Annotated in this window: 27 protein-coding genes; 17 read left to right on the top strand and 10 right to left on the bottom strand. The window is 69.4% G+C overall.

Annotated features, from left to right (window positions below):
• The first annotated feature begins 3 nt into the window (after positions 1-3).
• The 8 genes from HL658_RS19305 (at position 4) to upp (ending at position 6,287) form a co-directional block, all read left to right on the top strand.
• Positions 4-1,134, top strand: coding sequence for a permease (locus HL658_RS19305; protein ID WP_180284082.1), 1,131 nt, complete (start codon positions 4-6; stop codon positions 1,132-1,134).
• 166 nt (positions 1,135-1,300) lie between these two features.
• A complete protein-coding gene (gene ihfB, locus HL658_RS19300; protein ID WP_180284083.1) occupies positions 1,301-1,582 on the top strand; it encodes an integration host factor subunit beta in 282 nt (93 codons plus the stop codon).
• Positions 1,583-1,609: 27 nt separating this feature from the next.
• On the top strand, positions 1,610-2,023 hold the full coding sequence (locus HL658_RS19295) for a lipopolysaccharide assembly protein LapA domain-containing protein (RefSeq protein WP_180284084.1): 414 nt from the start codon (positions 1,610-1,612) through the stop codon (positions 2,021-2,023).
• Between the two features lie 25 nt (positions 2,024-2,048).
• A complete protein-coding gene (gene lhpI, locus HL658_RS19290) occupies positions 2,049-3,005 on the top strand; it encodes a bifunctional Delta(1)-pyrroline-2-carboxylate/Delta(1)-piperideine-2-carboxylate reductase (protein WP_180284085.1) in 957 nt (318 codons plus the stop codon).
• 123 nt (positions 3,006-3,128) lie between these two features.
• Positions 3,129-3,839: an orotidine-5'-phosphate decarboxylase gene (pyrF, locus tag HL658_RS19285; RefSeq protein WP_180284086.1), complete on the top strand. Its 711-nt coding sequence runs from the start codon at positions 3,129-3,131 to the stop codon at positions 3,837-3,839.
• Positions 3,840-3,841: 2 nt separating this feature from the next.
• Positions 3,842-4,486 carry a phosphoribosylanthranilate isomerase gene (locus HL658_RS19280; RefSeq protein WP_180284087.1) on the top strand — a complete coding sequence of 215 codons (645 nt, stop codon included), beginning with the start codon at positions 3,842-3,844 and terminating at the stop codon, positions 4,484-4,486.
• Between the two features lie 114 nt (positions 4,487-4,600).
• Positions 4,601-5,551, top strand: coding sequence for a diguanylate cyclase (locus tag HL658_RS19275; protein ID WP_180284088.1), 951 nt, complete (start codon positions 4,601-4,603; stop codon positions 5,549-5,551).
• Between the two features lie 85 nt (positions 5,552-5,636).
• Positions 5,637-6,287, top strand: a complete 651-nt coding sequence (gene upp, locus HL658_RS19270) for a uracil phosphoribosyltransferase (protein ID WP_180284089.1) — start codon at positions 5,637-5,639, stop codon at positions 6,285-6,287.
• A 7-nt stretch (positions 6,288-6,294) separates the two neighbouring features.
• On the opposite strand, the gene HL658_RS19265 is transcribed toward upp, so the two are convergent.
• Entirely contained in the window at positions 6,295-6,672 is a 378-nt protein-coding gene (locus HL658_RS19265) for a globin family protein (protein WP_211109793.1), read from the bottom strand.
• Between the two features lie 206 nt (positions 6,673-6,878).
• Between HL658_RS19265 and HL658_RS19260 the strand changes: the two genes are divergently transcribed.
• Positions 6,879-8,558 carry an ABC transporter permease gene (locus HL658_RS19260; RefSeq protein WP_180284091.1) on the top strand — a complete coding sequence of 560 codons (1,680 nt, stop codon included), beginning with the start codon at positions 6,879-6,881 and terminating at the stop codon, positions 8,556-8,558.
• A gap of 83 nt (positions 8,559-8,641) precedes the next feature.
• Positions 8,642-9,562: a pirin family protein gene (locus HL658_RS19255; RefSeq protein WP_246337717.1), complete on the top strand. Its 921-nt coding sequence runs from the start codon at positions 8,642-8,644 to the stop codon at positions 9,560-9,562.
• Between the two features lie 65 nt (positions 9,563-9,627).
• On the opposite strand, the gene HL658_RS19250 is transcribed toward HL658_RS19255, so the two are convergent.
• Positions 9,628-10,653, bottom strand: a complete 1,026-nt coding sequence (locus tag HL658_RS19250; protein ID WP_180284092.1) for a Fe(3+) ABC transporter substrate-binding protein — start codon at positions 10,651-10,653, stop codon at positions 9,628-9,630.
• 265 nt (positions 10,654-10,918) lie between these two features.
• Here HL658_RS19250 and HL658_RS19245 point away from each other — a divergent pair, with 265 nt between their 5' ends.
• A complete protein-coding gene (locus tag HL658_RS19245; protein ID WP_180284093.1) occupies positions 10,919-11,431 on the top strand; it encodes an invasion associated locus B family protein in 513 nt (170 codons plus the stop codon).
• A gap of 15 nt (positions 11,432-11,446) precedes the next feature.
• On the opposite strand, the gene cobT is transcribed toward HL658_RS19245, so the two are convergent.
• The 3 genes from cobT to HL658_RS19230 form a co-directional block, all read right to left on the bottom strand.
• Complete coding sequence (cobT, locus tag HL658_RS19240) at positions 11,447-13,306, bottom strand: cobaltochelatase subunit CobT (RefSeq protein ID WP_180284094.1); 1,860 nt, start codon at positions 13,304-13,306, stop codon at positions 11,447-11,449.
• Positions 13,307-13,433: 127 nt separating this feature from the next.
• Positions 13,434-14,438 (bottom strand): cobaltochelatase subunit CobS, encoded by a 1,005-nt coding sequence (gene cobS / locus HL658_RS19235; RefSeq protein WP_180284095.1) that lies wholly within the window; start codon positions 14,436-14,438, stop codon positions 13,434-13,436.
• Positions 14,439-14,516: 78 nt separating this feature from the next.
• Positions 14,517-15,095: a J domain-containing protein gene (locus HL658_RS19230; RefSeq protein ID WP_180284096.1), complete on the bottom strand. Its 579-nt coding sequence runs from the start codon at positions 15,093-15,095 to the stop codon at positions 14,517-14,519.
• Between the two features lie 122 nt (positions 15,096-15,217).
• Here HL658_RS19230 and HL658_RS19225 point away from each other — a divergent pair, with 122 nt between their 5' ends.
• Both HL658_RS19225 and HL658_RS19220 read left to right on the top strand, forming a co-directional pair.
• Positions 15,218-15,493, top strand: a complete 276-nt coding sequence (locus HL658_RS19225; RefSeq protein ID WP_180284097.1) for a BolA family protein — start codon at positions 15,218-15,220, stop codon at positions 15,491-15,493.
• 203 nt (positions 15,494-15,696) lie between these two features.
• Positions 15,697-16,197 carry a ribbon-helix-helix domain-containing protein gene (locus tag HL658_RS19220; protein ID WP_246337716.1) on the top strand — a complete coding sequence of 167 codons (501 nt, stop codon included), beginning with the start codon at positions 15,697-15,699 and terminating at the stop codon, positions 16,195-16,197.
• A gap of 42 nt (positions 16,198-16,239) precedes the next feature.
• Here HL658_RS19220 and HL658_RS19215 read toward each other — a convergent pair whose 3' ends face one another.
• The 5 genes from HL658_RS19215 to HL658_RS19195 all read right to left on the bottom strand — a co-directional run bounded on the left by HL658_RS19215 (position 16,240) and on the right by HL658_RS19195 (position 19,043).
• On the bottom strand, positions 16,240-16,854 hold the full coding sequence (locus HL658_RS19215) for a DUF2889 domain-containing protein (protein WP_180284098.1): 615 nt from the start codon (positions 16,852-16,854) through the stop codon (positions 16,240-16,242).
• 102 nt (positions 16,855-16,956) lie between these two features.
• A complete protein-coding gene (locus HL658_RS19210; RefSeq protein WP_180284099.1) occupies positions 16,957-17,415 on the bottom strand; it encodes a CBS domain-containing protein in 459 nt (152 codons plus the stop codon).
• 197 nt (positions 17,416-17,612) lie between these two features.
• On the bottom strand, positions 17,613-18,203 hold the full coding sequence (locus tag HL658_RS19205; protein ID WP_180284100.1) for a cold-shock protein: 591 nt from the start codon (positions 18,201-18,203) through the stop codon (positions 17,613-17,615).
• A gap of 130 nt (positions 18,204-18,333) precedes the next feature.
• On the bottom strand, positions 18,334-18,507 hold the full coding sequence (locus HL658_RS19200; protein ID WP_180284101.1) for a hypothetical protein: 174 nt from the start codon (positions 18,505-18,507) through the stop codon (positions 18,334-18,336).
• 2 nt (positions 18,508-18,509) lie between these two features.
• Entirely contained in the window at positions 18,510-19,043 is a 534-nt protein-coding gene (locus tag HL658_RS19195; RefSeq protein ID WP_180284102.1) for a hypothetical protein, read from the bottom strand.
• 186 nt (positions 19,044-19,229) lie between these two features.
• Here HL658_RS19195 and HL658_RS19190 point away from each other — a divergent pair, with 186 nt between their 5' ends.
• From HL658_RS19190 to HL658_RS19175, 4 genes are read left to right on the top strand one after another with little or no spacing between them, the layout of a single operon-like run.
• Positions 19,230-21,299: a carbon starvation CstA family protein gene (locus HL658_RS19190; RefSeq protein WP_180284103.1), complete on the top strand. Its 2,070-nt coding sequence runs from the start codon at positions 19,230-19,232 to the stop codon at positions 21,297-21,299.
• Positions 21,292-21,486: a YbdD/YjiX family protein gene (locus tag HL658_RS19185; RefSeq protein ID WP_180284104.1), complete on the top strand. Its 195-nt coding sequence runs from the start codon at positions 21,292-21,294 to the stop codon at positions 21,484-21,486. The genes HL658_RS19190 and HL658_RS19185 overlap by 8 nt, the downstream gene beginning before the upstream one ends.
• 40 nt (positions 21,487-21,526) lie before the next feature.
• Positions 21,527-22,294 (top strand): nucleotidyltransferase family protein, encoded by a 768-nt coding sequence (locus HL658_RS19180; RefSeq protein ID WP_180284105.1) that lies wholly within the window; start codon positions 21,527-21,529, stop codon positions 22,292-22,294.
• 20 nt (positions 22,295-22,314) lie between these two features.
• Positions 22,315-23,037 (top strand): metallophosphoesterase family protein, encoded by a 723-nt coding sequence (locus HL658_RS19175; protein ID WP_180284106.1) that lies wholly within the window; start codon positions 22,315-22,317, stop codon positions 23,035-23,037.
• Positions 23,038-23,441 lie beyond the last annotated feature (404 nt).

Raw genomic sequence — 23,441 nt, 5'->3', positions numbered from 1 at the left:
GGCATGGATCAGGTGTGGCAGGCGCTGTACACCGGCGCCGGGATGCTTTGGCAGGCGTTGTGGGCGCTCATCTTCGGGTACGTCATTTCGGCGGGGATCCAGGTGCTGGTCAGCCGGGAGCAGATGGGCCGCGCGCTGGGTGATCGCGGGGTGCGGCCGGCAGGGTTGGCGGCCTTCTTCGGTTTCATCTCCTCCTCCTGCTCCTTCGCGGCGCTGGCGGCGTCGCGTTCGGTGCTGGTGAAGGGGGCGCACCCGGTGAACGCGCTGGCCTTCCTGATCTCCTCGACCAACCTGGTGATCGAGCTGGGGATCGTGCTGTGGGTGCTGCTGGGCTGGCGCTTCACGCTCGCCAACATCCTGCTGGGGCTGGTGATGGTGGTCTACGCCTATGCCCTGACCGCTCTGTGGTTCCCGGCGCGGCTGGCCGAGGCGGGGCGGCGCCACGCCGAGCAGGCTCAGAAGTCCGAGGGCATGGACATGGAGCCGGACAGCCGCGGCTCCTGGCGCGACACGCTGGCCTCGCGGCAGGGCTGGCGGCGGATCGCGCGGGCCTTCGTCATGGAATGGGCGATGGTGTGGAAGGAGATCCTGTTCGGCTTCACCGTGGCCGGCTTCATCTCGGTCCTGGTGCCGCAGTCATTCTGGGACTTCCTGTTCGTCGGCAATTCCGAGGATCCGGGCTTCTGGGCGGTGGTGGAGAACGCGGCGGTGGCGCCGGTGGTGGCCTTCTTCACCTTCATCGGCTCCATGGGCAACGTGCCGCTGGCCGCCATGCTGTGGTCGAAGGAGGTGTCCTTCGGCGGCGTCCTGTCCTTCCTGGGCGCCGACCTCGTGGCGGCCACCGTCGTGTGGATCCACGCCAAATACTATGGCTGGAAATACGCCGGCTACCTGTCGGTGGTGATGTACCTGTGCATGGTCGCGGCGGGCATCACCGTGCATTACCTGTACGAGCTGACCGGCCTGATGCCGACGGAGCGCCCGTCGCTGCAGGAGATGGTGCGCTTCGCCATCGACCACACCTTCTTCCTGAACCTGGCCTTCGGCGCCCTGGCGGTCTGGCTGTTCCGGCTGCACCGCTCGGGCGGGCACGGGCAGCCGGAGCACGCCCATCATGCGCACGGCCATGCCTGAACAACGTCGCCGCAGGACCGCCGGTCCTTTTGGTGTAGGAACGGAAAGAGGTTCTACCATAAAGGCTTAGCTTGACGGCCCGGTGGGGGTTTGGCAGGCTTGGCCGTTGTCAAGGCGACGGGCGGGACCCCGCGCGGCGCCATGCACGGGGGGGAAGGACATCGGCATGACCAAATCCGAGCTGATCCAACGGCTCGCGGAGAGCAACCCGCACCTCTACCAGCGCGACATCGAGAAGATCGTCGGCACCATCTTCGACGAGATCGGCGACGCGCTGGCCCGTGGCGACCGGGTGGAGCTGCGCGGTTTCGGGGCCTTCTCCGTCAAGCGGCGGGACGCCCGCACCGGGCGCAACCCGCGCACCGGGGAATCGGTTGATGTCGGGGAGAAGTACATCCCCTTCTTCAAGACCGGCAAGCAGCTCCGCGAACGCCTGAACACCGACTGACCGACACCATTCGAGGACATCCCGCCCGTGCGCCATCTCTCCGTCATCCTCACCGTCCCGCTCGCCATCGTCGCGGTGCTGTTCGCCATCACCAACCGCGAGACGGTCACCTTCGGGCTGTGGCCGCTGCCCTTCACGCTGGAGGCGCCGCTCTACCTCGCCACGTTGATCGCGCTGGTGGTCGGCATCGTCGTCGGCGGCCTGATCGGCTGGCTGGGCCAGCATGGCAACCGCCGCCGCGCGCGGGTGCAGGCCGACCGGGCCGACGCGCTGGAGCGCGAGCTGCGCGAGGCGCGCGCCCGTGCCGCCGCCGCGGAGAAGCGGGTGGCCGAGCTGACCACACCCGTCTCCGGCCAGCCGCGCGCCGCGGTGCCGGCGGCCCCCGCCTCCACGCTGCCGGTGCCGGCGGCCGGCACCGGCACGGCGCCCACCGTCCACTGACCCGCCCCGCGCCCGGGAGGGCATGATGCGCAGCATCACCGGCGCCGAGCTTCGATCCGTCCTCCACCACCGCATGCTGATCGAGCGGCTGCGGCAGACCTTCCGCGGCGGGGTGGAGGTGCCGGTGCGGCACCACCACACGGTGCAGACCCACGACGAGCATGACGCCACGCTGCTGCTGATGCCGGCCTGGCAGGTCGGCCGGGCGATCGGCGTCAAGCTGGTCACCGTCTTCCCCGACAACGGCAAGCGCGACCTGCCGGCGGTGCAGGGCGCCTATCTGCTGCTCGACGGCAAGACCGGGGTGCCGCAGGCGCTGATCGACGGGCCGGCGCTGACCAAGCGGCGCACCGCCGCGGCCTCCGCACTCGCCGCCTCCTATCTGGCGCGGGCCGACGCGCACCGGCTGCTGGTGGTGGGAACCGGTGCCCTGGCGCCCGAACTGGTCGAGGCGTACACCGCCGCCCTGCCGATCAAGCATGTGCTGGTGTGGGGCCGCGACCCGGCCAAGGCGCAGAAGGTGGTGAACCGCTTCCACCGCCCGCGCTTCCGCATCGAGGTCACCGACGACCTGGAGGGTGCCGTGCGCGGAGCGGAGATCGTCTCCTGCGCCACGCTGTCGCGTGAGCCGCTGATCCGCGGCGACTGGCTGCAGCCGGGCACCCACCTCGACCTCATCGGCGGCTTCACCCCGGAGATGCGGGAGGCCGACGACGAGTGCGTGCGCCGCGCCCGTGTTTTCGTCGACACCCGCGAAGGTGCCCTGAAAGAGGCGGGTGACATCGTGCAGCCCATCGCCGCCGGCATCCTGCACCCCGACGACATCGCCGGCGATCTTTTCGACCTGACCCGCGGCGAGCGGGCGGGGCGCCGGTTCTACGACCAGATCACGCTGTTCAAGTCGGTCGGCACGGCGCTGGAGGATCTGGCTGCGGCCCAGCTCGCCGTCGAGATGGTCATCCACAACGACACCTTGCGCTGACGCACGCGTTGCGCGCAGGCGAAAGCCGCGTTGCGGTCCACGGACGTCGGGGGCTTTCCGTGCGCGTCCCCCACTGCTAGTCTCCGCCCCCGGATTTCCTGAATCAGGCGGTGGTGAAGCAATATGGTCAGCCCGGCATCGCGCATCTACTGCGCCATCGACACCACCGACCTGGACACCGCCCGGTCCCTGGCGGCGCGGGTGTCCGGCTTCGTCGGCGGGCTCAAGCTGGGGCTGGAGTTCTTCGTGGCGAACGGCCCGGCCGGCGTGCGCGCCGTGGTGGAGGAGGGGCGCGTGCCGCTCTTCCTCGACCTGAAGCTGCACGACATCCCTAACACCGTGGCCGGTGCGGTCAAGGCGGCGCTGCCCTTGAAACCGGCCTTCATCACCATCCACGCGGCAGGCGGGCCGGCCATGATCGCCGCGGCAGCGGAAGCGGCGCGCGCGGCCGGCGCGTCGCGGCCGCGGATCCTGGCAGTCACCGTGCTGACCAGCCTGGATGGCCCCGATCTCGACGCCGTCGGCCAGTCCGGGCCGGTCGCCGACCAGGTGCGCCGGCTGGCGGTGATGGCGCGGGCGGCGGGGGCCGACGGCGTGGTCTGCTCGCCGGTCGAAACGGTGGCGTTGCGCCAGGCCTGCGGCCCAGGCTTCAGCCTGATGGTGCCGGGCATCCGCCCCTCCTGGGCGGCGCCCAACGACCAGAAGCGCGTGATGACGCCGGCGGACGCCCTGCGCTTCGGCGCCGACCATCTGGTGATCGGGCGCCCCATCACCGAGGCCGCGGACCCGGCGGACGCCGCCCGCCGGATCGTGGCCGAGATCGAGGGGGGCTGAGCATGGCGGTGCAGGTCAAGATCTGCGGGCTGAACGAGCCGGAGGGGCTGCGCGCGGCGGTGACCGGTGGCGCCCGCTACGTCGGCTTCGTGTTCTACCCGGCCTCGCCGCGCTACGTGGCGCCGCTGCTGGCGGCGGAGCTGGCGCGCATGGTGCCGACCGGCGTGCGGACGGTGGCGCTGTTCGTGGATCCCGACGACGAGTTCCTGGAAGCGGTGCTCGGCTCCGTTCCCATCGACACCGTCCAGTTGCACGGCCGAGAGACGCCGCGGCGGGTGGCCGAGGTGAAGCAGCGCTACGGCCTGCCGGTGATGAAGGCGATCAAGGTCGGCGGACCCGAGGACCTGGAGCTGGCCGTGGAGCACGCCCAGGTTGCCGACCGACTGCTGTTCGATGCCAAGCCGCCGCCCAAGGTGGCCGCACTTCCCGGCGGCAACGGCATCGCCTTCGACTGGACGCTGCTGGCCGGGCGGCGCTGGCCGCGGCCCTGGATGCTGTCGGGCGGGCTGAACGCCGACAATGTCGCGGAAGCCGTGCGGGTGACCGGGGCGACGGCGCTGGACGTCTCCTCCGGGGTGGAAGACCGGCCCGGCCACAAGGACCCCGCCCTGATCCGGGAGTTCCTGGCAAGGGCCACGGCGCTCTGACCCCTTCGGTCGCGGTCGTCTTGTCCACCATTGATGCTATGGCGGCGGCACGGGGCGCTGTGTACAGTGTCCGCCGTGTCGAGCGGCCGGCACGGCATACGATCGGCAGGACCGATGGGCGATCCAGCTACAAGCTTTTCTCCATCCGAAGGACTCGGCATCGTCCTGGACGAGCATATCCGGTGGATCGGCCGATGGCACCGCGCGGCCTTCTACCGGTTCGGGGAGGCGGATGACCTTGCCTCCGCCCCGGCCGCCTTCGCCGCCTGGGTCGCCGCCACCCGCGCCGGTGAGCTGGCGCACCAGCCGGCCATCGAGAAGCTGGTGGCGGTGCACGAGCAGATGCACCGGCAGGCCAAGCTGGTGCTGCTGAAGGCCGCCACCACCGGCGACCCGCCGACGGAAGCCGAGTACGAGGCGGTGGCCGGCCGGTTCGAGGATTTCTGCGCCCAGCTCCGCCGGGTGGAGCGCGCCTTCGGCGCCGCCGCCTCCGGGCTCGACCCGCTGACCGGCCTGCGCTCGCGCCGCGGCATGCAGGAGGCGCTGGAGCGGGAGATGAACCGCTTCCGCCGCGCCGGGCAGCCCTTCTGCATCGCGCTGTGCGACATCGACAAGTTCAAGTCGGTGAACGACACCTACGGCCACGACATCGGCGACAAGGTGCTGGCCGCCTTCGCCGCCGTGATCAGCCGCGGCATCCGCAGCTTCGACGAGGCGTTCCGCATGGGCGGGGAGGAGTTCCTCGTCTGCCTGAAGGAGACCACGCTGGCCGAGGGGTTCCGGGTCATCGAGCGGCTGCGCATCGACCTGATGAACAGCCGCATCCCCATCGGCGACGGACGCGAGCTGTCGATCACCGCGTCCTTCGGGCTGGTCCAGGCGGACCACGACACCCCCATCGACGACATGGTCATCCGCGCCGACAAGGCGCTCTACCAGGCCAAGCACGCCGGCCGCAACCGGGTCATCCGCTGGGGCATCGACAAGCCGGGCGCGGCACCGCCGCCGGCCGCGCCGACGCCGGTTCCGCCCGCGCCGGGCCGCCGGCGGGTGAACGCGCACTGAGCGGCTTCCATCCGGCCGGGTCTAGGTTCCCCCGTCCGGTTTTGCTACCATCGTCGCCAACAACGCGGTGCAGCGAGGGCGAGCGATGATCAACCACCCCGAGTTTCCGAACCTGTTCATCCTCGACCACCCGCTCATCCAGCACAAGCTGACGCTGATGCGCGACAAGGAGCGGTCGACCGGCGGGTTCCGGACGCTGCTGCGGGAAATCTCGCTGCTGATGGGCTACGAGATCACCCGCGACCTGCCGCTGACCACCGAGCGGATCGACACGCCGCTGACCGCGATGGACGCGCCCGTGATCGCCGGCAAGAAGCTCGCCATCGTCCCGGTGCTGCGCGCCGGGCTCGGCATGGCGCAGGGCCTGCACGAGCTGGTGCCCTCGGCGCGCGAGGGGCACATCGGTCTCTACCGCGACCACGACACCAAGCAGCCGGTGGAGTATCTGGTGAAGCTGCCGGAGCCGGAGGGGCGTGTCTTCATCATCGTCGACCCCATGCTCGCCACCGGCAACTCCGCCGTCCACGCGGTGGATGTGCTGAACCGCCACGGCGTGCCGGACGAGAACATCCGCTTCCTGGCGCTGGTCGCGGCCCCGGAGGGGGCGGCGGTCTTCTACGCCGCCCACCCCAAGGTGAAGGTCTTCACCGCCGCGCTCGACAGCCATCTGGACGAGAACGCCTACATCGTCCCCGGCCTGGGCGACGCCGGCGACCGCATGTTCGGGACCAAGTGAAGCGGTATCACGCCGCCTTCATGATCCCGGCGACCAGCACGTACATGTCGGTCCAGGCCTTGCGGACGTCGGGGGTGAAGTCGGGGCCCAGGTTCTGCTCCAGCGTCCACAGGAGTGCGGCGGCCACCGTGTCGTAATGGCGGTCCTGCACCCCATAGCCGCGGTGGCGCTCGCCCATTTTGGCGACGCTGTCGCGGATCGCCTCGGGATTCTTCAGGTGGCGCACGGCGGTGGCGATGGTCGCCATCAGCTTCTCGCCTTGTTCGCCCATGTTGCCCTTGAAGAGCGGCTTCAGCGTCGGGTCCAGCGTGAACAACCGATCGTAGAACTGCGCCGCCGCCTGTTGCCGGATCAGCGCCACCTTGCCGAAGGTGCGCTGGATCATCTGAATCTGGTCCTCTGTCATCCCGCCCTCTTGTCATTCCCCAGACGTGGTAACTCTTTTCGAACTCTGTCGTGGCAACAATCCGTGCTCAAGAGGATCGTTGCGTTGCTTTGTGCAATTCGCCGCAGCCAGCGCTATTGCGACTTAATCTCAGCGTGTGGAATGATGGACGCCGTCCGGACCTTCATTTCGGGGTGTTCTCCGCCTTGTCGCTCACCACGCCCGCCGCTTCGACCGGCTTCGTCGCGCATATCCGCCGCCCCGGCGCCTGGACCCTCGCCACGCTCGTCATCGCCGCGCTGGTGGCGCTGCCGGTGCTGGTGGTGGTCAGCCGTGTGTTCATCCACACCGATGGGGTGTGGGGTCACCTCGCCAGCACCGTGCTGCCGGAGTATGTGGGCAACACCGTACGCCTCGTCCTTCTGGTGGGAACGGGAACGCTGGTGATCGGCACGGCGACCGCGTGGCTGGTTACCATGTGCCGCTTTCCGGGCAGCCGCGCGCTGGAATGGGCGCTGCTGCTGCCGATGGCGGTGCCGGCCTATGTCATGGCCTACACCTACACCGACCTTCTCCAGTTCGTCGGGCCGGTGCAGACCGCCCTGCGCGAGACCTTCCATTGGACCCGCCGCGACTACTGGTTCCCGGACGTGCGGACGCTGGAGGGGGCGGCGGCGATGATGACGCTGGTCCTCTACCCGTACGTCTATCTGCTGGCGCGCGCCGCCTTCCTGGAACAGTCCGTATGTGTTCTGGAGGTCAGTCGTACGCTCGGCCGCGGCCCCTGGCGCAGCTTCTTCACGGTGGCGCTGCCGCTGGCGCGGCCGGGTATCGTCGGCGGGCTGGCGCTGGTGCTGATGGAGGTGCTGGCGGATTTCGGCACCGTGCAGTATTTCGCCGTCAACACCTTCACCACCGGCATCTACCGCACCTGGTTCGCCATGGGCCAGCCGGTCGCCGCGGCGCAGCTCGCCGCGGCGCTGATGCTGTTCGTGCTGTTGCTGATCCTGCTGGAACGCTGGTCGCGGCGTCGGGCGAAGTTCCACCACACCACCACGCGTTACCGCAGCCTGCCCACCCACCGGCTGACCGGCTGGCGCGCCGTGGCGGCGTTGGCGGCCTGCGTGGCGCCGGTGGTGCTGGGCTTCCTGGTGCCGGGCTGGGTGCTGCTGCGCATGGCGCTGGCTGAGGGCGACGTGCGCTTCGGCGGCCTGTTCCTGCATCTGGCGACCAACAGCGTCATCCTGTCCGGCACCGCGGCGGTGCTGGCGGTGGCGTTGGCCCTGGTGCTGGCCTACGGCCAGCGGCTGCACGACACGCCGGTGCTGCGCACCGCCGTGCGGGTGGCGGCCATGGGTTACGCCATCCCCGGTTCGGTGATCGCGGTCGGCGTTCTGATCCCCTTCGCGCATCTGGACAACGCCATCGACGCGGCGGCCCGCGCCCTGTTCGGCGTGTCCACCGGCCTGCTGCTCAGCGGCACCATCGCGGCTGTGCTGTACGCGTACCTCGTACGCTTCCTCGCGGTGTCCTTCAACACGGTGGAGGCCAGCCTGGGCAAGATCCGGCCCAACATGGACCATGCCGCCCGCGTGCTGGGCAGCACCCCCGGCCGCACGCTGGTTCGCGTGCACGCCCCCATCATGTCGGGCAGCCTGCTGACGGCGGGGCTGCTGGTCTTCGTCGACGTGATGAAGGAGCTGCCGGCGACGATGATCGTGCGGCCCTTCAATTTCGACACGCTGGCCGTGCGCATCTATCAGCTGGCGTCGGACGAGCGGCTGACGGAGGCGGCGACTCCGGCGCTCGCCATCGTCGCGGTCGGGATGGTGCCCGTGGTGCTGCTCAGCCTGTCCATCCGCAAGAGCCGGCCGGGCCAGGACTAGCCCGCCGATTGTTGCCCGCGGAGCAACACAGTGCCCCGCCGCCGGCCCTTTTTCCGGCGGGCGGCGGCGGTCATCTGTAGGGCATGACGCAGCCCGAGAACGAGGACCGCCTGATGACCGCCGCCGGCACCACCGCCACGACCGCCAACACCGCCGCCGCCCAGCCCCGCCGCGCCCGCCCGGTGCGTGCGGTGGTGGAGGGTATGCCGACCTCCGACGGGGCCGGCGTGAAGCTGACGCGCCTGCTGGGCAGCCGGCAGTTGCCGATGCTCGACCCCTTCCTGATGCTCGACCTGTTCCACACCGACCGGCCGGAGGATTATCTGGCCGGCTTTCCCGACCACCCCCACCGCGGGTTCGAGACGGTCACCTACATGCTGGCCGGCCGGCTGCGCCATCACGACAACCACGGCCATTCCGGGGTGATCGAGAATGGCGGCGTGCAGTGGATGACCGCCGGCCGCGGCCTTGTCCACTCTGAGATGCCGGAGCAGGAGGATGGGGAGATGCGGGGCTTCCAGCTCTGGATCAACCTGCCGGCCAGCCAGAAGATGATCGACCCCGCCTACCGCGAGTTCGCCGCCGACCGCATCCCGGTGGAGCGGCGGGAGGGCGCCGGCCTGCGGGTGATCGCCGGGACCACGTCGCAGGGCACCGCCGGCCCGATCCAGGGCGGCGCCACGGAACCGCGCTATTTCGACGTGACGCTGGTGCCCGGCGCGACCTTCGAGGAGGCGCTGCCGCCGGATCACGCCGCGGTGGTGGTGGTGTTCGAAGGGGCGGCGATCCTGGGGGAGGGAACCTTCCGCGTCGCCGCTCCCCGGCTTGCGGTGCTGGGGGAGGGCGACCGGGTGTCCCTGTCCGCCGGCCCGTCGGGCGCCCGCTTCCTGCTGCTCGCCGGCCGGCCCTTGCAGGAGCCGGTCGCCTGGGGCGGCCCCTTCGTCATGAACACGCGGGAGGAGGTTATGCAGGCCTTCCGCGACTTCGAGGAAGGGCGCTTCTGATCGCGCAGTAAAAAGGGGCGCGTCCCCGCCGAGGGACGCGCCCCTTGCGCCACGCCGGCCGTGGCTTACTTCCAGCCGGCGCGATCCATGACCTTCAGCGCCTCGGCGTTGTTCTTGCCGTAGACGGCGGCGTTCAGCTCGTCCTCCTTGAAGGGGCCCCAGGCGGCGACCACCGGATGGACCGCCACGCCGGCGACCACCGGATACTCGTAGTTGCTTTCCGCGAACATCTTCTGGGCCTCGGGGGTCACCAGATACTCGATGAACTTCACGGCGTTCTCGCGGTTCGGCGCGTTCTTGGCGACGCCGATGCCGCTGACGTTCACGTGGGTGCCGCGGCCCTGCTGGCCGGGGAAGAAGACGCCCAGCTTCTCGGCGATGGCCTTGTCCTCCGGCTTGCTGGAGCCGGCGATGCGGCCGAAGTAGTAGGTGTTGGAGATCGCGACGTCGCCTTCGCCGGCGGCCACCGCCTTGATCTGGTCGCTGTCGCCGCCCTGCGGCTTGCGCGCCATGTTGGCGACGAGCCCCTTCGCCCACGCCTCGGTCTTCTCCTCGCCCAGTGCCGCCAGGATCGAGCCGGTCAGCGACTGGTTGTAGACGTTGGTCGAGGAGCGGATGAGGACGCGGCCCTTCCACTTGGGATCGGCCAGATCCTCGTAGCTGCCAAGCTCCGACGGCTTGACCGCGGCCTTGTTGTAGATCAGCACGCGGGCGCGCTTGGAGATGCCGAACCAATAGCCCTCCGGCTCGCGCAGGTGGGCGGGGATGGCCTTCTCCAGGATCGCCGACTTGGTCGGCTGGAGAACACCGGCGTCCTGCGCCCGCCAGAGACGGCCGGCATCGACGGTGATCAGCAGATCCGCCGGGCTGTTGCCGCCCTCGTTGCGCATGCGCTCGATGAGCTCCTCCTCCTTGCCCTCGATGAGGTTGACCTTGATGCCGGTCTGCTTGGTGAAGGTCTCGTAGAGCGCCTTATCGGTGTCGTAGTGGCGCGCGGAGTAGAGGTTGACCTCGGCCGCGGAGGCTGTGCCCGCCGCGAGGATCGCGGCACCGAGGACGGCGGCGAAGAGGCTGCGGGTGCGGAAGTCCATCGGGTCGGTCCCTCTCGGCTTTTGTGTCGGTGGGGTCATGCGGATGGCGGCGCCGTGCGCCGGCGGGCCGTACCGTGCCGGCCTCGCCTTGGTCTGTCAAGCAGGAATGAGAACCGTTCGCATGCGCGGCGATGCCGCGACCGGTTGGCAACCGCCGGGTCGCGCATGCGGGGTGCCCGGAATCGCTTGTCGCCGAAAGGGTTGCGCCTATAATCCGCGCGGGCGTTCAGGCGCTTTATCGCAACCACGCCGAGGGGCCGAGGCCATGCGCTGGACCGTATTCGTGACACTGCTGGCGGTCATGCTGACCGCATCGATCGCCACCCCGGCCTCCGCCGTCGATTTCTCAAAAAGCGGCGCAGAACTGGGTCCGGAGGGCGTCTGGACGAGCCAGTGCGACATCGACCGGATGACCGACAGCAAGCTCTGCCGTCTGATGACCTACCGCCTGTTCGAGGAGGGCAAGGATGTCGGGTTCGTGGCGCTCAGCGTCATTCCCACCGGCAACGACTACCACTTGTTCCTGACGACCAGCCAGGGGATGGTGGAATCCTGCGCCATCCGCGTCGACCGGCAGCCGCGCATCGAGACGCACATCGCCACCATCAACATGTGCATGTTCCCGAACTTCATGTCCGGGCGCATCCTCGACCAGTTCCGCAACGGCGCGTCGGTGCTGGTGCGGGTCAACTTCACCCGCGCCGGCCGCAAGGACATCGACTTCGCCCTCAACGGCTTCGCCCGCAATTTCGAGGAGATGCAGCGCAGCCTGCAGTGACGCGGGCGGCGGCGCTCACCGCCGCCGCGGCCCCGCCATATCCTCTTCGAACAACTCGGCCAGCTTGTTCATGACGGTGCCGCCGAGCTGCTCCACATCCACGATGGTCACGGCGCGGCGGTAGTAGCGCGTGACGTCGTGGCCGATGCCGATGGCGACCAGCTCCACCGGCGAGCGCGTCTCGATCTCCTCGATCACCCGGCGCAGGTGGCGTTCCAGATAGTTGCCGGAATTCACCGACAAGGTGCTGTCGTCCACCGGTGCGCCGTCGGAGATGACCATCAGGATGCGCCGCTGCTCCGACCGTGCGATCAGCCGGTTGTGCGCCCACAGCAGCGCCTCGCCGTCGATGTTCTCCTTCAGGATGCCCTCGCGCAGCATCAGGCCCAGATTCTTGCGGGCGCGGCGCCAGGGCGCGTCGGCGGACTTGTAGACGATGTGGCGCAGGTCGTTCAGGCGGCCGGGGTTGGCCGGCTTGCCGGCTTGGATCCAGCGCTCGCGCGCCTGCCCGCCCTTCCAGGCGCGGGTGGTGAAGCCCAGGATCTCCACTTTCACCGCACAGCGCTCCAGCGTGCGCGCCAGGATGTCGGCGCTCATCGCGGCGATCGAGATGGGGCGGCCGCGCATCGACCCGGAATTGTCGATCAGCAGCGACACCACCGTGTCGCGGAAGGTGGTCTCCTTCTCCTTCTTGAAGGACAGCGGCAGCACCGGGTTGGCCACCACGCGGGCGAGACGGGCGGCGTCCAGCAGCCCCTCCTCCAGGTCGAAGTCCCAGGCGCGCTGCTGCTGCGCCATCAGCCGGCGCTGCAACCGGTTGGCCAGCTTGGAGATGACGCCCTGGAGATGCTGGAGCTGCTGGTCCAGCATGTGGCGCAGGCGCGCCAGCTCCTCCGGATCGCACAGCTCGGCGGCGTCGACCACCTCGTCGAACTGGGTGACGAAGGCGCGGTAGGCGTTCGGATCCGGGTCGTTGCGGCGCGACGCGTCGGGGCGCCAGGGCTGTCCGGGGCCGGCCGGCTCCTCCGCCCCCTCGCCCTCGCCCATCTCGGCCTCGCCGTCCTCGCCGCCGTCCTCGGCGCTGTCGCCGCTCTCGCTCTCGCGGGTTTCCGGGGCGGTCATCGACTCGCCCTCGGCGGTGCTGTCGTCCTCTCCGCGGGTCTGGCCGTCGTCGGGCTGGCTGTCGTTCTGGTCGGACTGCTGGTCGCGGTCGTCCTCCTCGCCCTCCTCGGGCTCGGCCTCCGACCCTACCTCCATGTCGAGGTCGGCCAGCAGGCGGCGCACGGCGCGGGCGTAGGCGTCCTGGTCGGCGATGACCGAGTCGAGCTTGCCGAGGTTGCCGCCCAGCTTCTCCTCGATCCACGGACGCCAGAGATCGACCGCGTGGCGGGCGTTCGCCGGCGGGGCGGCGCCGGTCAGCGCCTCGCGCGCCACCAGCCGCAGCACCTCCGGCAGCGGCACCTGGTCGCGCTCGACCATGCGGTCGAAGCCCTGGCGCCGGTATCGCTCGTCGAGGGCCGCCTCAAGGTTGTGCGCCACACCCGCCAGCGCGCGGGCGCCCAGCGCCTCGCAGCGCGCCTGCTCCATGGCGTCGAAGGCGGCGCGCGCGCTGTCGCCGATGGGCATGCGCTGCGCGTGCACCGCGTTGTCGTGGAAGCGCAGCCGCAGCGACACCGCGTCGGCGGCGCCGCGCACCGTCGCCACGTCCTGCGGGTTCAGGTCGCGCGGCGGCACCGGCACCCGAACCCGCGCCCCGGCGATGCCCGGCGGCTCGGTCGAGAAGCCGACCTGCAGATCCTCCCGCCCGGCGATCGCGCGCATGGAGGCCGCGGTGGAACGCTTGAAAATCTCGATGGGGGATTCGGGCTGGGTCATGGTCTCGGCAATCGCTTCACACGGTGGACCGACGGTGCACCGCCTCGCGGCGACGGGGCACCCGGGTCCGAGTCCGGCCGTTCGAGGCGACGGTCGGTCGGCAGACCGCCGACCGCCGGAACGGCTCTTACACCACGTTCACCCGCACCCCCGTCTCCGGCAGCTCGGTGCCGAAGCAGCGCTGGTAGTATTCGGCGACCGTGGGGCGTTCGACCTCGTCGCACTTGTTGAGGAAGGTGATCCGGAAGGCGAAGGCCACGTCGTTGAAGATCTTGGCGTTCTCGGCCCAGGTGATGACCGTGCGCGGGCTCATCACGGTGGAGATGTCGCCGTTGATGAAGCCGGCGCGGGTCATGTCGGCCAGGCGCACCATGGCGCTCACGGTCTTGCGGCCCTTGTCGTCGTTCCAGACCGGCGCCTTGGCCAGGACGATCTCCGTCTCCTCGTCGTGCGGCAGGTAGTTCAGGGTCGCCACGATGTTCCAGCGGTCCATCTGACCCTGGTTGATCTGCTGCGTGCCGTGGTAGAGGCCGGTGGTGTCGCCCAGCCCCACGGTGTTCGCGGTGGCGAACAGGCGGAAGGCCGGGTGCGGGCGGATGACGCGGTTCTGGTCGAGCAGCGTCAGCTTGCCTTCCACCTCCAGCACGCGCTGGATCACGAACATCACGTCGGGACGGCCGGCGTCGTACTCGTCGAACACCAGCGCGCAGGCGTTCTGCAGCGCCCAGGGCAGGATGCCCTCGCGGTATTCGGTCACCTGCATGCCGTCGCGCAGAACGATGGCGTCCTTGCCCATCAGGTCGATGCGGCTGATGTGGCTGTCCAGGTTCACGCGGATGCAGGGCCAGTTGAGACGGGCGGCGACCTGCTCGATGTGGGTGGACTTGCCGGTGCCGTGATAGCCCTGGACCATGACGCGGCGGTTGTGCGCGAAGCCGGCCAGAATGGCGAGCGTGGTGTCGCGGTCGAAGCGGTAGGCGTCGTCCACATCCGGCACATGCTCGGTGCGCTGGCTGAAGGCGGGCACCTCCATGTCGGTGTCGATGCCGAATGTCTGGCGCACCGACACGGTGATGTCGGGCACATGGTCGAACTGGGCCGAGATGGCCTTCGTGGCTCCGTTTGCTGGCATGTCGGTCTTCTGCTGGGGGTCGTGCTTGCTCATCCGGCGGCGGGTGCGGCCGGCGGCGATGGTTCGCCGGGGCCGCGGTCAGGCACCATAACAGGCTTTCAGCACATTGTAGGCCTGATTGATTTCCTTCAACCGTTCTTCGGCGGATTTGGCGCCACCATTGGTGTCGGGATGGTGGATTTTCACCAATTCGCGGTAACGGGCCTTGATCCGGGCGAAATCGACGGGGGGCGACAGCTCCAGCACGGCCAGCGCGTCCTCTTCCGGGGTGCGCGGCACCGGGCGGCGCAGGGTCTCGTCCGTGCCGCCGCCGCCTTCACGCGCGAATTCGAAGCCGAAGCCCTTGACCACGCGGTCGCGCAGGAACTTCTCCTGCACGCTCCAGAAGCCGAGCGGCCAGCTCGGCCGCTGCCAGGTGGTGTCGCGCCGCACCTCCGCCTCGATCTGCTCGGGTGACATGCCGGCGTAGAAATCCCAGGCGCGGTTGTATTCGCGCACATGGTCCAGGCAGAACCAGTAGTACTCGTTCAGCCGGTCGCGCGCCTTCGGCGCCCGGTGCGCCCCTTCCCCGGAACAGCCGGGATGGTCGCAGCCGCGGACGGACGGCGGCGGCTGGTCGAAACGGCGGTCGTTCAGACGAGCACGATTGCGTTGCATCGTCGGAGTATGGGTAGGCCCGCCGCCGCTGGCAAGCGCGCTCGAACGCCGGACGGGCATGCCTTGACAGCCCTTGTTTCCGCGGTCCAACTCGGAACATTCCCTGATCGGAGGAGAGCACCATGACCAGCTACGCCGACCGCATCCGCCGCAAGCTCACCGACGCCCTGGCGCCGTCGCGCCTGGACGTGGTGGACGAGTCGCACCGCCACGCCGGTCATTCCGGCGCCCGGCCGGAGGGGGAAACCCATTTCAACGTCACCGTCGTCTCCGCCGCCTTCGAGGGCAGGTCGCGGGTCGAGCGCCAACGGATGGTCTACGCCCTGCTGGCCGACGAATTGGCGGAGCGGGTGCATGCCCTGGCGCTGACCACCCGGACCCCGCAGGAAGCGGGTTGAAACACAGGTGCCGGAGCGGTAACCGAGCAAATACATACATACGCATTCAACCATTGAGAGGCAAACCCCCAACTTTGCGTAAGTGAAGCTGCGCACTCGGTTGCATTTCGCGTCGCATTTTGTACATTGCAACTTGTGCAACCACTTTACGCGCCCCGAAGGCTGTTGCCGGGGGGCGCTGACGGCGCGAAGAGGGTCAAGGCATGTCGAAACGTCGCGGGCCGAAGGCGAAGGCCACCATCCGGCAGGTGGGCGTCGCGCCGCTCAAAAGCATGAACATCATGCTCGACGGGCACCGCACGAGCATGCGGCTCGAGCCGTCGATGTGGACCGCGCTGGAAGAGATCGCCGGGCGTGAGCGGATGTCGGTGAACGACGTCTGCTCGCGTATCAAGAACCGGCTGGAGGAACAGAACCGCCGCAAGGGAACGACCGCCGACTCGTCGGACGTCACCCTGACATCGGCGGTCCGCACGTTCATCGTGTCCTATTTCCGGAACGCCCAGACCGAGGACGGGCATTCGCGCGCGGGCCATGGCCGCGGCGGCGATCCCTTCGTCGGAACGCCGTTCGAGCTGCCGCCCGACGACGACGGCGACGCGTCATCGGGCACCGGCGGTCCGACCGGAAACGGCAGCGAGGTGTCCGGGTCCATCAAACCGCCCGGCAGCAGCGGCCGCGCGGCCACGGGGCTCGAGGCCTGACGCCGGAACCCCGGCCGGGCGCGAGCCGCCGTCGGACGGCGCCTACTCCGCGGCCTCCGCGGCCGGGGCGTCCACGGGGCCGGTGTAGTGTTCCGGCCAGAGGTCGCGCGTCACCGGGCCGTCGCTGGCGAAGATGTGGCACATGTTGAGCAGCGCCGGCCGGCCGCGCCGTGGCGGCGCGGTCCGGCCGGCGGCCCTGTCCTGCCGCGCGCGGTCGGCCTGTTCGCGGGCGAGGACCGGATAGATGGTCTGGAAAGCCGTGGTGGCGATGGGCCCCAGCAGCTCCACGAGGTGGGTGCAGGCCTGCGGTCCTCCGAGTCGCTCCTTCACCGCCCGCGTCCATCCCGACCGGATGGTCAACCCGACCAGCGACTGGAACTTCGACGTCACGACGCCGCAGGAGAGATACGGGCTCTTGTCGGTCACCGCCTCGACCCCGCGCACGATGAAGTCGTCGTCCAGCGTCAGCCGCACCCACATCTCGTGGATCGGGTCGCCGGGCTCGCGCAGGCCGCATTCCTCGGTCTGAAAGTCGTAGGTCTTGACGTCGGTCAGTTGGCCCTCGACGTCCCACAGGCCGTCCGCACGGCGATACCCCCGGCAGGTGATCCGGCGGGTGTGGATGGGCTCGCGGTCGGCGGACGGGGAAAGCGGCATGGCGGTCCTTGATGCGCAACGAAAATCGAAAAGTTTGCAGTGCGGAATATCGGGGCGGAGGTGGATGAGGTCAAGCCGAAGCCGCCTCCGCCCGCCGGATGGTCACGCGACCCCGGCCGAATAGCCGCTGCCGAACATGAACTCCTCCCGCGTCTTGATCTCCTCCTCCAGGGAGAGGCGGACCACGGCGAACAGGTCGCGGATGGAGACGATCCCCTTCACTGTACCGTCGGCCGCCACCACAGGCAGGTGACGGTAGCGACGCTCCTCCATCAGCGACAGCGCCTCGATCGCCTTGGCGTCAGGCGGCAGCGTGTCGGGCGCGGCGGTCATCACCTCCTCCAGCGCGGTCCGCTCGGCGTCGAGGCCGGCGGCGACCACGCGGACGGTGACGTCGCGTTCGGTGAAGATGCCCTTCAGGCTTCCATTCTCCATCACCAGAATGGCGCCGATGCGCTTCTCCGCCATCATCCGCACGGCGTCGCGCACCGGGGTGCCGGGCGCCATGCAGACGAGATCCTGGCCGGTGATCACGTCGGGTATCAGCTTGCGGTTCGGCATGTCTCGCTTCCTTGCCCCTCGGCGTTCGGCCCACGGCTTCCGGCCGCGGAGCGTCACCCGTTGTGTGAATGCTTCCCGTCCCGTCCTCCGCGGTTATGCCGCGGTGCGGAATGAGGAGTATGTCTGTTGGGCATACGGACGGTCAAGATTGCGATCAAGAATTTTCTTATACAGGTTGTCGCACCCCCGCCGGCGTATCACAGCGCGTGGATCGAAGATGCCTCCGGTCCTTTCTCGCCCTGCCGGACGGTCATCCGCACCCGCTGGTTCTCGTCCAGTCGTGACAGCCCGGCGCTCTCCAGCGTGCTCGCATGCACGAACACGTCGCGTCCGCCGCCATCCAGCGCGACGAAGCCGTACCCCTTCTCGCCGTTGTACCATTTGACGGTGCCCTCCACCGGTTCGCCGGCTCCGGCGACAGCGGCACGCGCCGGAGGGGGCGAACGACGTGGCGTGGCGGAACGATCACCGGCTGGACGAGCGCCGGCCATCGTCGTCGGCGCGGCAGGGCGGGCCGTGGACCTGTCCACGGCATGGATCGCGGATACCTGCCGGCCCTTGCGCCCGTCGACCACATCGACGACCAGCGTGGTCCCGTCCGGCAACGGGCCATGCCCGCCGTCCCGCACCAGCACGCCGGGCAGCAGCGCGTCGGGGGACCCGTCCGCCAGCTTCACGAAGCCGAATCCGCGGACGGGATCGAACCATTTCAGGGTGACCTCCACGGCCGTGCCGACGGTGGACGGGGTGCGGAAGGCGTGGCTCTTTGGCGGATGGCTGCTGCGCATGAGGGCTCGGAACTCCGTGACGGCGCCGGACCGATGATCGGTCGGTTCCCATCACATCGCCCGGCCGGGCGTCGCTGGCAAGTCACAGCGCATGCCCCGGCATCCATGCGACCGCGATCCACCGGCACGGTCACAGCCGGTCCGGCACCGGCGGCGGCTCGGTCGGCGGCACGGGGATGGGCGGCGGAGGCTCGCCGAGCGGTGGGCGGCTGGGGTCGCCGGGCACGTCGGGGACGGGTACGGGCGGCGCCGTCGGGGGCTGCGGTGGCTGCGGCGGGTAGGGGGAGAAGTGCCGGACCGGCATGGTCACCCCCCCTGGCCGTGACCGGATCCGCCGCGGGCGAGCTCCATCGCCTGCGACAGGCTGTCCTCGCACCGCCCCTCGTCGCCGGACAGGGCGGCCTGACGCGCAGCGGTGACCAGGGAGTCGACCTGCGCGCGCCGCGCCGCCTGGGTCATGCCGCCGGCGGCCGGTGGCGGTGCCCCGGCCCCCGGGTCGGGGGCGACGTTCGGCGCGGTCGGCATGGCCCCGGCCCCAATGCGCGGCGGTTCGATCACCGCCTGGTCGCCGGTGGCCGGAGGCAGCATCACGCCCCCCGACTGGTTCAGCCGTTCGGCCGTGGCCGCCCCCGAGCCGCTGCCCTCGATGGCGGGCGCGCTGCTGCCGGTGGATTCCTGCGGCGCGCGGCCGGTGGGTGGGATGGTCGGGGTCAGGTTCTGCGTCGCGGCGAAGCGTTCCACCCGATCCGCACAGCCCTGGGCCGCCGCGGGTCCGGCCGCCAGCATCAGGATGCCCGCCGCGACCAGAAGGGTCGCGCGGCCGGCGTGACAAGCAGCCATGTCCCGTCTCCGTGGTTATCGATGGTCACCGGTTCAACGGGTGCGGCGTGCGCGAGGTTCCCGAGCCTGCAGGCCGGTGGCTTCCAGGGAAAATCGAGCAGGGTGCGGTGCCGGTCGGACGTCTTCACCTGTTGTGGATGGCGCCGCCGCCGCAAGCGGTGGCCACCGGGGGGGAGGATGCGGATCATGAACAGGGTGCTGTCGGGTGCCGCCTGGGTGGCGGCGGTGGCTTTGCTGGTGGTCAGCGCCGCGGTCATCGCGCTCAGCCGCGGGGAGACCATCAACGCGCTGTGGATCGTGGTGTGCGCGGTCTGCGCCTACATGGTCGCGTATCGGTTCTACGGGCTGTTCATCGCGCGGCGCGTGGTCGGGCTGGACCCGGCGCGCACCACGCCGGCGATGCGCCACAACGACGGGCTCGACTATGTGCCCACCGACAAATACGTGCTGTTCGGCCATCATTTCGCGGCCATCGCCGGCGCCGGGCCGCTGGTCGGGCCGGTGCTGGCGGCGCAGATGGGCTATCTGCCGGGGGTACTGTGGATCCTGGTCGGCGCCGTGCTGGCCGGGGCGGTGCAGGACTTCATCGTGCTCTTCGCCTCCACCCGCCGTGACGGGCGGTCGCTCGGCGACATGGTGCGGATGGAGATGGGGCCGGTGGCGGGCGTGATCGCGCTGATCGGCGTCATGCTGATCATGGTGATCCTGGTCGCCGTGCTGGCGCTGGTGGTCGTGAAGGCGCTGGTGGGCAGCCCCTGGGGCACCTTCACCGTCTTCTGCACCATCCCCATCGCCATGTTCATGGGCGTGTACGGCCGCTTCCTGCGGCCGGGCCGCATCGCCGAGATGTCGGTGATCGGCTTCGTGCTGCTGATGGCGGCCATCGTGCTCGGCCAGCCGGTGAGCGAGAGCCCGACGCTGGCCCCGCTCTTCACCTTCTCCGGCGAGGCGCTGGCGCTGATGATCATCGCCTACGGCTTCTGCGCCTCGGTTCTGCCGGTGTGGTTCCTGCTGGCCCCGCGCGACTATCTCTCCACCTTCCTGAAGATCGGGGCGATCCTGGCGCTGGCGGTCGGCATCGCGGTGGTGCAGCCGCATATGCAGATGCCGTCGGTCACCCGCTTCATCGACGGCAGCGGCCCGGTCTTCTCCGGCGCGCTGTTCCCCTTCCTGTTCATCACCATCGCCTGCGGTGCCGTGTCGGGCTTCCACGCGCTGATCTCGTCCGGCACCACGCCCAAGATGCTGGAGAACGAGACGCAGGCCCGGCTGATCGGCTACGGCGGCATGCTGACGGAATCCTTCGTCGCCATCATGGCGCTGATCGCCGCCTGCATCCTGCACCCCGGCGTCTATTTCGCCATGAACAGCCCGCCGGCCCTGATCGGGACGGATGCCGCCACCGCCGCCCAGACCATCGCAAGCTGGGGCTTCGCCATCACGCCCGCGGAGCTGGAGCAGATCGCCCGCGACGTTGGCGAATCGACGATCCTGTCGCGCGCCGGTGGCGCGCCGACCCTGGCGGTCGGCATGGCGGAGATCCTGTCGGGCCTGATCGGCGGGCGCGGGCTGATGGCCTTCTGGTACCATTTCGCCATCCTGTTCGAGGCGCTGTTCATCCTGACCACGGTGGACGCCGGCACCCGCGTGCTGCGCTTCATGATCCAGGATCTTCTGGGTACCGCGGTGCCGGCCATGCGCAACACCCAGAGCTGGGGGGCCAACCTCGTCGCCACCTCGCTGGCGGTGGGGGCCTGGGGCTATTTCCTCTACCAGGGCGTGATCGATCCGCTGGGCGGCATCAACACGCTGTGGCCGCTGTTCGGCATCGCCAACCAGATGCTGGCCGCCATCGCGCTGACCGTGTGCACGGTGGTGCTGTTCAAGATGAAGCGCCAGCGCCACGCCTGGGTGACCATCCTGCCCACCGTCTGGCTGCTGATCTGCACGCTGACCGCCGGCTGGCAGAAGCTGTTCCATCCCGACCCGCGGATCGGTTTCCTGGCGCACGCCGACGGCTTCTCGCAGGCGCTGGCCGAGGGGCGCATCCTGGCCCCCGCCAAGTCGGCGGCGGAGATGAGCCGGGTGATCGTCAACGACTATGTGGACGCGGCCCTCACCGGCCTGTTCATGGCGATCGTGGTGGCGATGGTGGTGTTCGGGGTGATCTGGGTGCGCCGCGCGCTCGCGACCCCCGGCGTCACGGTGAACGAGGTGATGGGCGGCCAAGCGCCGGCGGGGGCGCGCCATGCGTGAGGCCTACGACCTCTACCTCGGTCTGCGCCGCGCCGCGCGGTTGATGGTGGGTGTGCCGGATTACGACACCTATGTGGCGCACCGCCGCCTCAACCACCCCGAGGAACCGGTGATGAGCTACGAGGAGTTTTTCCGCTTCGTGCAGGACCGCCGCTTCGACGGCAGCGGCCCGCCGCGCTGCTGCTGATCCCACCCCATCGCCCATCGACCAAGGAGCGATCGACCCGATGCCGCAGTCACCCCGGCGGGGCAAGGCCGCCGTTCCCCCCGAGGCCGAGAGCTTCTACGCGGACGCGCTCACGCTGCTGCGGGAATCCGGCGTTCCCTTCCTGGTCGGCGGCACCTACGCGGTGTGCGCCTACACCGGGATCAGCCGGCCGACCAAGGACATCGACGTGTTCTGCAAGGCCGGCGACTTCCCGCGCCTGCTGGCCTGGTTCCAGGACCGCGGCTACGCCACCGCCATCGAGGACGAGCGCTGGATCGGCAAGGTCTTCCAAGGCGACCACTTCTTCGACGTGATCTTCAACTCCGCCGCAGCCATCAACCCGGTGACCGACGACTGGTTCACGGAGTCGCACAAGGGCCGCTTCTTCGGCATGGACGTGGAGATGATCCCGCCGACCGAACTGGTCTTCTCCAAGGCTTTCGTCCAGATCCGCCACAAGTACGACGGCCCCGACGTCGCCCACCTCATCCTGCGCCGTCACCAGGACATCGACTGGAAGCGACTGCTGGCCCACATGGACCAGTATTGGGAGGTGCTGCTGATCCACCTTCTGAACTTCCGCTTCATCTATCCCAGTGAGCGCGACATCATCCCCGGCTGGCTGTTCGAGGAACTGCTGGCGCGCCTGCACGAACGGTCGCGCCTGCCGGCGCCGCAGACGCGCATCTGCCGCGGCCGCCTGTATTCGCGCGAGGATTACCTGATCGACGTCACCGACTGGGGCTTCGCGGACATGGTGGGCGGGGCCGGGATCAACGACGGATAGGAACGACGAGCCGGGGAGCCATGGCCGAGACCAAGAAGCCCATCACCATCGCCGCCATCGGCGACATCCATGTCGGCGAGGCGAACGCCGGTGCCCACCGCGAGATGTTTCGCGAGATTGCCGACCGCGCCGACGTGCTGGCGCTCTGCGGCGACCTGACCAACCTCGGCCGCCCGCGGGAGGCCGAGGTGCTGGCGGAGGATCTGCACGGCATCGGCATGCCGGTGCTGGGCGTGCTCGGCAACCACGACCACGAGTGCGGCCATGTGGACGAGGTGAAGGCGATCCTTTCCCACGCCGGCGTCCGCTTCATCGAAGGGGAGCACTGCGTGGTGAAGGGCGTCGGCTTCGCCGGCGTGAAGGGCTTCGCTGGCGGCTTCGACAGCCGCATGCTCGACAGCTTCGGGGAGCCCGCCATCAAGGCCTTCGTCCAGGAGGCGGTGAACGAGGCGCTGAAGCTGGAAAGCGCGCTGCGCCTGCTGGAGACCGAGCGCACCGTCGTGCTCCTCCACTACGCCCCCATCGCCGCGACGATCGAGGGGGAGCCCGCGGAGATCCACCCCTTCCTGGGCTCCTCCCGGCTGGCCGAGACCATCGACCGCTACTCGGTCACCGCCGTCTTCCACGGCCATGCCCACCACGGCACCTACGCCGGCCGAACGCCCCGCGGCACCCCGGTCTACAACGTCGCCGCCGCCATCCCGAAGGACACGGGCCGGCCCTACGCGCTGCTGGAGGTGTAGGGGAGGCGCGGCGGAGGCGCGCGACCTTCTTGCCCGATCTTCACCGAACGCTTATATTTGCGGCTGACCAAGGGGGCGAGCTCGCGACCCGCCCCCTTGGTCCGGTCCTTACCGCAGAAGCTCAAGCAAGTGCTTGATCACTTCCAGGATGAGGACCAGAAGGGTGAGGAGTCGTTCGCTCATCCTCATTCTCCCTTCTCGTGTGGCGGGGAGGCGGCCCATCCGTCCCCTGACCACGGGAGGGACCTTAACGGATCGAATCAGCCCTCCGGCATACGACAGAATGTCCCGTGGCGTTCCCGGCGGACGTGTGTTCTGCGCCCTAGGCCATGTGCCTCTTGAAGGCGGCCGGCATCCCCGCCATCGTGGCCGGGGTGGTCGGTCCCACGACCACCGCGACGGGA

Origin of the sequence: Azospirillum oleiclasticum (genome assembly GCF_013423485.1) — a bacterium.
In the GTDB taxonomy this organism is placed as follows: Bacteria; Pseudomonadota; Alphaproteobacteria; order Azospirillales; family Azospirillaceae; genus Azospirillum; species Azospirillum oleiclasticum.
Note: the sequence above shows the minus strand (reverse complement) of the source record. Positions and strands in the feature narration are given on the sequence as shown.